11 protein-coding genes are annotated in these 9908 nt (G+C 40.9%); 5 read left to right on the top strand and 6 right to left on the bottom strand.

Annotated features, from left to right (window positions below; all coding sequences use genetic code 11):
* The 3 genes from dapA to purC all read left to right on the top strand — a co-directional run.
* A partial coding sequence (gene dapA / locus B4237_RS11935; RefSeq protein WP_286943276.1) for a 4-hydroxy-tetrahydrodipicolinate synthase occupies positions 1 to 543 on the top strand: 543 nt, incomplete at its 5' end.
* 15 nt (positions 544 to 558) lie between these two features.
* Positions 559 to 1161, top strand: coding sequence for a hypothetical protein (locus B4237_RS11940; RefSeq protein WP_017196845.1), 603 nt, complete (start codon positions 559 to 561; stop codon positions 1159 to 1161).
* Positions 1162 to 1197: 36 nt separating this feature from the next.
* Positions 1198 to 1917, top strand: coding sequence for a phosphoribosylaminoimidazolesuccinocarboxamide synthase (gene purC / locus B4237_RS11945; protein WP_007480821.1), 720 nt, complete (start codon positions 1198 to 1200; stop codon positions 1915 to 1917).
* A gap of 58 nt (positions 1918 to 1975) precedes the next feature.
* On the opposite strand, the gene B4237_RS11950 is transcribed toward purC, so the two are convergent.
* From B4237_RS11950 to B4237_RS11975, 6 genes are all read right to left on the bottom strand, one after another.
* Positions 1976 to 3715, bottom strand: coding sequence for an amidohydrolase (locus tag B4237_RS11950; protein WP_286943280.1), 1740 nt, complete (start codon positions 3713 to 3715; stop codon positions 1976 to 1978).
* Between the two features lie 170 nt (positions 3716 to 3885).
* Positions 3886 to 4770, bottom strand: a complete 885-nt coding sequence (gene yddG / locus B4237_RS11955) for an aromatic amino acid DMT transporter YddG (RefSeq protein ID WP_278595814.1) — start codon at positions 4768 to 4770, stop codon at positions 3886 to 3888.
* A gap of 105 nt (positions 4771 to 4875) precedes the next feature.
* Positions 4876 to 6150, bottom strand: a complete 1275-nt coding sequence (locus B4237_RS11960; RefSeq protein ID WP_278595833.1) for a replication-associated recombination protein A — start codon at positions 6148 to 6150, stop codon at positions 4876 to 4878.
* A gap of 91 nt (positions 6151 to 6241) precedes the next feature.
* Positions 6242 to 7420, bottom strand: coding sequence for a class C beta-lactamase (gene ampC / locus B4237_RS11965; RefSeq protein ID WP_278595815.1), 1179 nt, complete (start codon positions 7418 to 7420; stop codon positions 6242 to 6244).
* Positions 7421 to 7446: 26 nt separating this feature from the next.
* Positions 7447 to 8610, bottom strand: coding sequence for a PQQ-dependent sugar dehydrogenase (locus B4237_RS11970; RefSeq protein ID WP_278595816.1), 1164 nt, complete (start codon positions 8608 to 8610; stop codon positions 7447 to 7449).
* Between the two features lie 103 nt (positions 8611 to 8713).
* The gene (locus B4237_RS11975) at positions 8714 to 9166 is read right to left on the bottom strand and encodes a YcgN family cysteine cluster protein (protein WP_004878180.1); all 453 of its coding nucleotides are present in this window, start codon (positions 9164 to 9166) and stop codon (positions 8714 to 8716) included.
* A 191-nt stretch (positions 9167 to 9357) separates the two neighbouring features.
* Between B4237_RS11975 and B4237_RS11980 the strand changes: the two genes are divergently transcribed.
* Complete coding sequence (locus B4237_RS11980) at positions 9358 to 9516, top strand: DUF1328 domain-containing protein (RefSeq protein WP_004878181.1); 159 nt, start codon at positions 9358 to 9360, stop codon at positions 9514 to 9516.
* A gap of 162 nt (positions 9517 to 9678) precedes the next feature.
* On the top strand, positions 9679 to 9908 hold a 230-nt coding region (locus B4237_RS11985), incomplete at its 3' end, for a dienelactone hydrolase family protein (protein ID WP_286943285.1).

Here is a 9908-nt window from a genome sequence, read left to right on the forward strand (position 1 = left end):
CAAGAAGGCTTATATCAACACTATAAAGCAATTGCAGAAGCTGTTGATATTCCTCAAATCCTTTATAATGTTCCAGGTCGTACTGGCGTTGACATGCAAAATGATACGGTCATTCGCCTTGCTGATGTTAAAAACATTATTGGTATTAAAGATGCAACAGGCGATGTTCCTCGTGGTCAAGCACTCATCGAAGGCTTAAACGGTAAAATGGCTGTTTATTCAGGTGATGATGAAACGGCATGGGAGCTGATTTTACTTGGTGCTAAAGGTAATATCTCGGTCACAGCAAACGTAGCACCAAAACAAATGAGCGAAGTTTGTGAAGCAGCATTGGCTGGTGATAAAGCAAAAGCACAAAGCTTGAATCAACAAATTGCAAATCTACACAATATTTTGTTTTGCGAATCAAACCCAATTCCTGTGAAATGGGCATTGCATGAGATGGGATACATTAGCACAGGCCTACGCCTGCCTTTAACCGCTCTAGCAGAACAATATCGTGAACCTCTTCGCAACGACTTAAAAGTTGCGGGAATTATTTAATACGAGCAATTTATGATGCAATTACGTCTTGGTGTTGTCCTTGTCATTTCAGCTTTAAGTTTGGCTGGTTGTGGTCGTTTTGCCCTCAATAATCATTCATTGGATTACAAAAAAGCAAAAGCGCTTGAACCTCTCAAATTCCCTGACAATGCAACGGTCAGACCATTTACTCCATTGTATCCAGCTCCATCGGTTGACCCACTTGCGATCGAACATGCACCGTCATTCGAAAACAAAAGTGGCAACCGTTATGCTTTACCTCGTCCAGAGGCATTGCAAACAACAGCAAGTAGCACTGAAAATACGACGACAACATTGGGTCGTCCACAACTGGTTATGGATGGGAACAAAAACCCATTATTAAAAGTGGAAGGTCCTACTGCTGCCGCTTGGCAATATACTTTTGCGACATTAAACAGCCTAAATTACAAAGTGATTTCTCAAGCAGATCATGGTTATGAAGCAACCATTACTGTGAACGATCAGAATTATCTGCTCAAGCTTTCTGCTGTAGGCTCAAGCAATACTGTCGCGCTATTCAAACTTGACACCACCTTTGCAGACCCAGCGGTTGCAACCGAAGTGTTATCCCAGATTTACCAAAATTGGCCAGCCTAGTCGTTTACTAGGCACATTTTTCAAAAAGGTTCCCCCATGTTAAAACAAACCTTGCTCTATACTGGTAAAGCAAAATCTGTATATGAAACAGACAATGCTGACCACCTGATTTTAGTCTTTCGTGATGATGCCTCTGCGTTCAATGGCGAAAAAATCGAGCAGCTAGATCGTAAAGGTAAGGTGAACAACCGTTTTAACGCCTTCATCATGGAAAAATTGGCTGAAGCGGGTATCGAAACGCATTTTGAAAAATTGCTTTCTCCAACTGAAGTATTGGTTAAAAAATTACAAATGATCCCTGTAGAATGCGTGATTCGTAACTATGCAGCGGGTTCACTTTGCCGTCGCTTAGGTGTTGAAGAAGGTAAAGAGTTAACGCCTCCAACATTTGAATTATTCTTCAAAGATGATGCACTTGGCGATCCAATGGTGAACGAGTCTCAAGCAATTGCTTTAGGTTGGGCAAATGCAGACCAACTTGCCAAGATGAAAGAACTCACTTACCAAGTCAATGATGTACTTAAAGCATTATTTGATGCTGGTAATATGATTTTGGTCGACTTCAAACTTGAGTTTGGTGTATTCCATGACCGCATCGTTTTGGGTGATGAATTCTCTCCAGATGGCTGCCGTTTATGGGATAAAGATACCAAGAAGAAATTAGATAAAGATCGTTTCCGCCAAGGTTTAGGCGGCGTTGTTGAAGCTTATGAAGAAGTTGCAACACGTTTAGGCGTAGATTTATCTGATATCTAATTCAGTAAAATCAAATAAAAAACCAGCCAATTCGGCTGGTTTTTTTGTAGTGGGCTTTTTATCTTGTCGGTTGCTGATAAATCAAATTGCCCTCTTTATAAGTCGCAACAACTTTAATATTTTTAATCTCTTTGCTTGGAATGCTCAGCGGATTCTTATCTAGAATCACTAAATCAGCCAGCTTACCTTGCGTCAAGGTTCCTTTATTTTTTTCTTCAAAATATTGATATGCAGCCCAGTCGGTCATCGACTTCAGTGCAATATATGGACTAATTCGCTCATCCGCACCTAACACATAACCACTTCGTGTCGTTCTATTCACAGATGCATCGAGCATCATCATGCTATTTGGCGGAATGACAGGTGCATCGTGATGCTCGGTAAAAATAATGTTCTTTCTGAATGCCATTCCTGTCGGAGAGATATGTTGTGCTTTCTGCTCCCCAACTGTTTGCTGCCTATGCCAATCACCCCAATAAAAGGTGTGTAATGAGAAAAATGAAGGGATAATATCCAGTGCTTTGAGCTGATCTAATTGATCTTCACGGATTGTTTGAGAGTGAATCAATACACTTCGCCGATCTGCTTTGCCTTGTTGATTGGTTGCATAGCGAACTGCTTGAATAAATTGATCTATCGCTGCATCACCATTGGCATGAGCAAGCACTTGCCAGCCTTGTTTGAAGGCAAGATTCACATAGTTGTTTACATCCTGACTATGCTTAAAGGCAGGATAGCCTTTGTAATCTTTAGTCTCACCCTCAGGTGGTACAACATAAGGCTGTGACAACCATGCCGTCTTGCCTTGTGGTGAGCCATCTAAACTGATCTTGATACCCCCGATACGGAAGTGATGATCATATTGCAGACTACTGCCATGCTTTAACATATAGTCTTTACTGGTGGTAATATCAGGATAAGAAACCACATCAACAGACAACTGGTTTTGTTGTCCCAAGGCACGCCACATATCTGTTGTCCCCTGATCAGCACGCCCTTCTTGCACCGTTGTAAATCCATTCTTCACATAGACTTGAATCCCTTTTTTTGCCATACCCAACAATACGTCAGGCGGAGCACCGTTGAAAATCGCACCAACTGCTGAAAATAAAGCGGACTCTTCGAGCACTCCATTTGGTACATTTGAATTTGGTTCACGACGAATCACGCCACCATCAGGATTTGCTGTGTTTTTATCAAATTTGAGTAACTCTAAGGCTTTGTGATTGACAGAAGCAAGGTGACCCGATTGATGTAAAATCATGACAGGTTGATCTTTTGATACTCGATCCAAATCCGTTGCGGTCGGATGACGCTGTTCTTTTAATTGTGCGTCATCATAGCCATTTCCTAAAATCCAACCATTCATTGTGCTAACAAATTCTGGATTTTGTGCTTTCCATGTTTTGAGAGCATCAATCAACGAATCAATATCCGTTACCGTGCCATCGGGTTCTGGATATAGATTGGCAACGGTCTGCTGAAAACCCACCATGTTGACGTGACTATGGGCATCGATCAGCCCCGGTAAAAGTGTTTTATTTTTTAAATCAATATACTGTGCTTGGCGATCTGTTCGCTGTTCCGCTTCTTTTTTAGTGCCTACAAATATAATTTTTCCATCTTTAACCAATAAAGCTTCTGCATAATGCGGTTCACTGCCTTCCATCGTTAAAATCGGCCCACCATAGAATAATTTCTCTGTTGAGGAAGCGGGCATACTCTTGGTCGCACAGCCAGCTAAAGCGATGGTAATTGCTGATGCTAGTGTAAGTTTATTGATATGTTTGTACGTCATGAATTAAATCCCATATTTTTATTATGCCATTATGATTAAAGCCTATTCTGTGAGGAATAGAAAGGCTAGATTGATTGCTTTTTATAATTTTTGGTAAAGAGCAACGTGATTCATTATTTAGCTCAGAAACACCCACCATTCAATATACTTGGTATTTCTATCACATTTATTTAGCTTTTTGCTTTGGTTGAAATCCAACACAAAATTGAACCAATACAGACTAGAAAAGCACCGTACCAAAAAGACATCGCCAAAGAGGTACTGAGGATAATCGCAGAGAAAAAAGCAGACAAAACAGGAATAAAATAAGAAGCGCCAGCCAGTAAGGTCACATTGCCATGCAAGATACCAATATTCCAAGCAGCATAACCAAAACCCATTGCCGCTGCCGCAAAAATCAACGAGATAGATGACTGCATATCAAAATGGAACGCGCCTCCGCCCATAAGTAGATACTTGATCCAGAGCACGATCGCAACGAGGATAAAAAACAAGGTGATACCATTTACACCTTTGGCAATCCTTGCAGTTAAAGTACAGTAAGCCGCCCACAATAACGTGCCAATAAATGCCAAACCATAGCTAAGAGGATTTGCCTGTATATTATTGAGCATACTAGCAAGGTCGAAACCTTGTTCGCCACCAAGCACCCAACAGATGCCTAATATCGATAAGATAAATCCAGGAATAATTAAGAGATTGGCTTTTTGTTGATTGAAAACAATCGCAGCAACCATGGTAAAAGTTGGCCACAAATAATTCACCATACCCACTTCAATCGCTTGACGATTATTATCACTAAAGCCAATCGACAGTGATAAACACACTTCATAAGCAACAAATAAAATGCTGCCCCAAATTAAATAAGTTTTGGGAAAAGTTCTAAGTTGCGTCCAACCAACCGATACAAGTAAAAAAATGGATGCCAGCGTATAAATCAATGCAGCCCCACCGACTGCCCCAAAATGACTACTAACATCTTTAATTAAAGCAACGATCAAACTCCATAATAAGATCGCAACCAACCCAATTAGCGTTGCTTTTTTTGCATTCATTTTCAAATCAACACATCGTTCTGCACAAAGCAAATTCCTAAATATTTGAATAGGAATGACAGCTTTGAAATTTTTAATCTAATCGGCAAATTAACCGAGTGAAACCTATTGCTGTTGCTGTTCTTGCTGCCAACGACGTTGTTGCAAGCGTTCAGCCTCTACTTCTCGTTTATTTAAGGCTCGCTCGTATAACTTGGTTCCACGCAGCTCAGGTGGTAAATATTCCTGTAGCACGAAATGCTCTGGATAATTATGTGGGTAGAGATAATCCACACCATAACCTTGCTGCTTCATTAACTTGGTCGGCGCATTACGTAGATGCAACGGTACAGGTAAATTTGCCGTTTTTTCTGCAAGCTCTAAGGCTTTGTTAATCGCTAAATAAGTACTATTGCTTTTTGGACTCGTCGCTAAATACACAGCACATTGCCCTAAAATAATACGCGCCTCAGGCATTCCAACAGCTTGAACTGAGCGGAAACATTCACCTGCCAGCAATAATGCATTTGGATTCGAATTACCAATATCTTCTGACGCAGCAATCAACATACGACGTGCGATAAAGACAGGATCTTCACCACCTTTCAACATTCGAGCCATCCAATACAAGGTCGCATCAGGGTCACTACCGCGAATGGATTTGATAAATGCTGAAACCAGATCGTAATGTTGTTCACCAGATTTGTCGTAACGTGCAATATTTTGCTGTGCAACGTTGACCACTATTGCGTTGGTCACAATGTTTTCAACATCAGGCTCAAAAGTACTTACGATCAAGTCAATCAGATTTAGCGCTTTACGTGCATCACCCGCAGCGAACTGAATCAACGCATCATATTCTTCGATGTGAATAAAACGTTCTTTTAGAAATTTATCCGTTTGAATGGCTTTATTGAGCAACGTTTGAATTGCATCCGCATCCAAGCTATTCAGGGTATACACCTGACAACGTGATAACAGCGCGCTATTTACCTCAAAAGATGGATTTTCAGTCGTCGCGCCAATCAAAGTGATTTTGCCTTTCTCAACTGCATTGAGTAAGGCATCTTGTTGTGACTTGTTGAAGCGATGAATCTCATCAATGAACACCACAGGCGTCAGTAAATCACCGCTTTCGGCGATGACCTCACGCAGCTCTTTAACCCCTGTATTCAGAGCAGATAAGCTAATAAAAGGACGATCCACGGCTTGCGCCAGCAACAATGCGATCGTGGTTTTACCTACCCCTGGTGGTCCCCAAAAGATAATCGAAGGCAAATGCCCCTGATCAATCATTTGACGTAACGGTGCATGTTCACCCAATAGATGATCTTGTCCAATAATTTCAGACAAATCACGAGGACGTAAACGTTCGGGTAAAGGAATATGCGTATCTGACATCATCACTGGCTTTATGGTCTTTTAACATAGTCTATTGTGTCTGATTCAAATCTACAATTTGAATCTGTGATCACAATATGATTGTTTAACTTTATTGCTGTTTGAGCAACTGTTGTATGGTTTGATAACTCGCAGTAATACGTGCTTCATTCGGAAAATTAGTATTAGCGAGCATCACGATCCCGATCTTCTGCTGCGGAATAAAGGCCACATAAGCACCAAAACCGTTGGTCGCTCCTGTTTTATTAAACAAAGTCGCTGCTGAAGCAAGCTTAGGTTGTTTGATTGGTGTAACTGTATGACTTTCCAAAGCCATTTTGCTTGAATTGCCCTGCAATAAAGTCGCTAAACTTACAGGATAAGTATATTGCTCCCATCCCAAACCTTGCGTCATTGCACCAACCTTAAAGTAACCGACATGGGTATTTTCAATCGTTTTACGCATCGGCTGTTTTAATTGTTGAGGGTTCAGTTGCGCATCAATGAATTTCAACATATCCGCACTGCTACTTTTCACCCCATAGGCTTCTGCATCAAACATTCCAGCAGAGACACGCATTGCCTGATCATTTTTATAACCCCATGCATAATTCTCCATCTGTGACTCTGGAACATGAATGAAACTTTGCTTCAACCCAAGCTGAGGGAACAGTGTTTTTTCAATCAGCTCGGAATATGGCTTTTTCATTGCTAACGCTGTGACATAGCCCATTAAGCCAATACTTGGATTGGAATATTGACGAGCGCCGCTAATTTTTGTCTTAGGCTGCCATTTTTGGAAATACTTGACCATATCCTGCTGAGTAACCACCTCATCAGGAAACTGCAATGGAAAGCCACCTGCAGTATAAGTACCGAGATTTAAAATAGTCGCACGATTAACTGCGGTATTGTTTAGCTCAGGAAAATACTTCGCAGGGTGATCTGAAAAAGATAATTTCCCTTGTGCTTGCGCGTATCCAGCTAAAGTAGCATTAAAGGTTTTACTGACAGAGCCAAGTTCAAATAGCGTATCATTGCGAACTTGTTGCTGGCTTTGCTTGGATGCAACACCATAATTAACAAAATAATGCTGACCATTCAGCGTGACAGCAACAGCTAAACCCGGAATATTGTATTGTGCTAATAAGGGCTTAAATTGCTGATCAATCACAGCTTTGACTTGCTGCTCTGTCAAGTCTTTTGCCCAAAGGGTTGAGCTGACAGAAAGTACGCCAGCAACAGTCAGCAATTTTTTCAAATTCATCGAAAAGTGTTTCGGTTTAGTCATTTATCATTTCACTTCTAGTTAATACTTTACTCAGCACTGAGCTTGAGTAATTTTGCTCGAGAACCATCTTCAATCACCCAAATAGAGCCATCTTGAGCTTGATGCAAACCACGAATACGCTGTTTCATATCCAAACGCTGAACTTCACGTACAGGTTTTGATTTAAGATCAACAACAACAATCGATTTAGAGGAAAGACCCCCAATCAAAGCTTTATCTTTCCAAAGCGGAAATTGTTTTCCTGAATAAATGATAAGACTCGATGGTGAGATAACGGGAGTCCAATCAATTTCAGGGGCTTTAAATTCTGGGCGGGTGTGATGGTCTGGAATAGGCAATCCTGAATAATGGTCGCCATTTGAAACCACTGGATAGCCATAATTTTCCCCTTTTACGATGCGATTTAATTCATCGCCACCCTTTGGCCCCATTTCTACAACCCAAAGTTGACCTTGAGCATCAAATGCCATTCCAAGTGGATTACGGTGTCCCAGTGACCAAATCTCAGCAGTGACACCACCTTGTTGTTCAAACGGATTTCCCTTTGCTGGCGTGCCATCATCATTTAAACGTAAAACTTTTCCTAAATTACTTTTTAAATCCTGAGCAGGATCAAATTTTTGTCGTTCCCCTGAACTCACCCAAAGCTGGGCATCAGAACCAAATTGCATCCGATGTCCATAATGCCCTTGCCCTGAAACTTTTGGGACTTGTTCCCATATACGCTTTACATCAACCAGTTTGGGCTGTGCAGGATCAGCGAGATCTAATGTTGCACGCGCAATCACAGCGCCATCTCCACTCGCCCCACGTTCAGCATAACTTAAATAAATCCAATGATTCTTCGCAAAATCAGGATGTAAAATGACATCGCCCAAGCCACCCTGTCCCCCGTAACTCACATTCGGCACGCCTAACACATTGATTGTGGTCTTTGCTTTCGGATCAAACAGTTTTAATCGCCCTTTGCGCTCTGTAATCAATAGACGTTGATCAGGTAAGCTTGTGATTGCCCAAGGTTCATTGAATGCGGTGACGGTCTCAATCTGATAGCTTTGTGCAATCTTGTTATTTTCAGTTTGCTGCGTTGTATTTTGTTCCAAGGTTTTAGAATTACTATTATTTGAACCGCAAGCCAACAATAATAAAAAGCCACTACACAGCACAGGTGCTACTAACAGTTTATTCATTGCTTATCTCCCTATTTGAGTCTTTATCTTAAGGGGTTAAGCAAATAAAAATACTGTAAAAGTGTTGTGCTTATAATTAACAAATAGATGAGTTAAATGGCTCTCAACGAACCCAACGAACGACATAATCCTCGATTTGTTCTTCATCTACTTCGGTTTCAGAGATACAGCGACCCGCAGCTGATTTCTTGGCTTTGATCACGCTCTGACGAGATCCTGTATTGAGATAGTGCCATGAAGGTAAATTTTTTCCTTCACTTAAACGTCGGTATGCGCAACTTGGTGGTAACCACGTAATTGTTTGTAAACGTTCAGGTGTTAGCTGAATACAATCAGGAACCTGTTCCTGACGATTGGCATAATCTGAACAACGTGCAGTCTTACAATCCAACAATTTACAAGATACTTTGGTGTAAGCAACTTCAGCGGTTTCTTCATCCTCTAATTTCACTAAACAGCAGAGCCCACAACCATCACACAACGCTTCCCACTCAGTATTGCTGAGTTGATCGAGTGAATATTTTTTCCAAAAATTTGGGCGTAATTCAGTGGACATAAAAGGCTTTTTTGAGACATCAGAAACAGTTCTAAATTATAGCATTGCTTCGCAATAATCTCCGTTTTTAAATGGCTTATCCGATTAACATTTCTTTAAGGATTGAACACTTCAACCACATAAACACCACATTTTGTTCAAAAAACACACGCTATAGTGGAAACATAATGAAAAAATTAGGAGGGTACAAAATGTTCCGTTGGGCTATTATTTTCGCAGTGATTGCATTAATCGCCAGTTTACTCGGTTTTGGTGGTGTCGCAGGTTTATCCAAAGACTTTGCCGTTATCCTACTTGTTGTTGCTGCTATTTTGGCTGTTGTGGGCTTCCTCTCAAGAGGTAAAGTCTAACGACTTCAGCTCAAAAAAATTATAAAAAAGAAGAATCCTCGTATTCTTCTTTTTTATTTTCAGATACCAACAATCAACCATTTATAATTTTGTGGTGTCATCAATTTTTCTTTTTTATGCTTTAATCAATACATTCTAAAAGAACAGATTAGGACTTACATCATGAGCTTCCCTATTACCACACGTGAAATTGAATACACTGCCCCAGATGGTCAACGCTTAATTGGTTACTTTGCTACACCAACGACTGATCAGCCTGTCGCAGGTGTGATTGTTGCACCAGAATGGTGGGGACGTAATGAATACACAGAACAACGTGCTCGTGAGCTTGCTGAGCATGGCTTCGCCGCACTCGCAATTGATATGTATGGCGATAAACGAGTCACCACAGA

Source organism: Acinetobacter sp. UBA6526 (assembly GCF_002434875.1).
In the GTDB taxonomy this organism is placed as follows: domain Bacteria; phylum Pseudomonadota; class Gammaproteobacteria; order Pseudomonadales; family Moraxellaceae; genus Acinetobacter; species Acinetobacter venetianus.

Coding starts and splice junctions, on each gene's coding strand:
- B4237_RS11940 (WP_017196845.1), top strand. CDS start 559: ATGCAATTACGTCTTGGTGTTGTCCTTGTCATTTCAGCTTTAAGTTTG.
- purC (WP_007480821.1), top strand. CDS start 1,198: ATGTTAAAACAAACCTTGCTCTATACTGGTAAAGCAAAATCTGTATAT.
- B4237_RS11950 (WP_286943280.1), bottom strand. CDS start 3,715: ATGACGTACAAACATATCAATAAACTTACACTAGCATCAGCAATTACC.
- yddG (WP_278595814.1), bottom strand. CDS start 4,770: ATGAATGCAAAAAAAGCAACGCTAATTGGGTTGGTTGCGATCTTATTA.
- B4237_RS11960 (WP_278595833.1), bottom strand. CDS start 6,150: ATGTCAGATACGCATATTCCTTTACCCGAACGTTTACGTCCTCGTGAT.
- ampC (WP_278595815.1), bottom strand. CDS start 7,420: ATGACTAAACCGAAACACTTTTCGATGAATTTGAAAAAATTGCTGACT.
- B4237_RS11970 (WP_278595816.1), bottom strand. CDS start 8,610: ATGAATAAACTGTTAGTAGCACCTGTGCTGTGTAGTGGCTTTTTATTA.
- B4237_RS11975 (WP_004878180.1), bottom strand. CDS start 9,166: ATGTCCACTGAATTACGCCCAAATTTTTGGAAAAAATATTCACTCGAT.
- B4237_RS11980 (WP_004878181.1), top strand. CDS start 9,358: ATGTTCCGTTGGGCTATTATTTTCGCAGTGATTGCATTAATCGCCAGT.